This is a genomic window from Pseudomonas meliae (genome assembly GCF_001400515.1).
In the GTDB taxonomy this organism is placed as follows: domain Bacteria; phylum Pseudomonadota; class Gammaproteobacteria; order Pseudomonadales; family Pseudomonadaceae; genus Aquipseudomonas; species Aquipseudomonas amygdali.
In genome coordinates this window covers 1-250 of sequence record NZ_LJQT01000225.1, presented here as the reverse complement: position 1 = coordinate 250, position 250 = coordinate 1, and the positions used below count along the sequence as shown (strand labels likewise).

Below are 250 nucleotides of genomic sequence, written 5' to 3'. Positions count from 1 at the left end.
CGCATGCCGTTCTGGACGCTTTGCGTCCGGTCTTCAGCGCTGGAATAGTCAATCCTGCAAAACCACATCCGCCAGCTGATCAATCGCTTCCTGACGCTCAGCCTGATTCGGTTTGGCGTGCGGATTGAGTGTTGACCATTGCGGGTGGGCGCGGGCACGGGTGAGCGGCTCGGGGATTTTGCCTTTGCGCCAGGTTTTGTCCTGCGGGGTGGTCAATTCCATGCGGTGAATGGGAGACTGTCAGAAATTT

1 pseudogene is annotated in these 250 nt (G+C 57.6%); it reads right to left on the bottom strand.

What is annotated here, in order from left to right:
• Positions 1 to 48: 48 nt before the first annotated feature.
• A pseudogene (locus tag ALO64_RS25095) lies at positions 49 to 231 on the bottom strand (DUF3482 domain-containing protein); the annotation flags it as partial.
• Positions 232 to 250 lie beyond the last annotated feature (19 nt).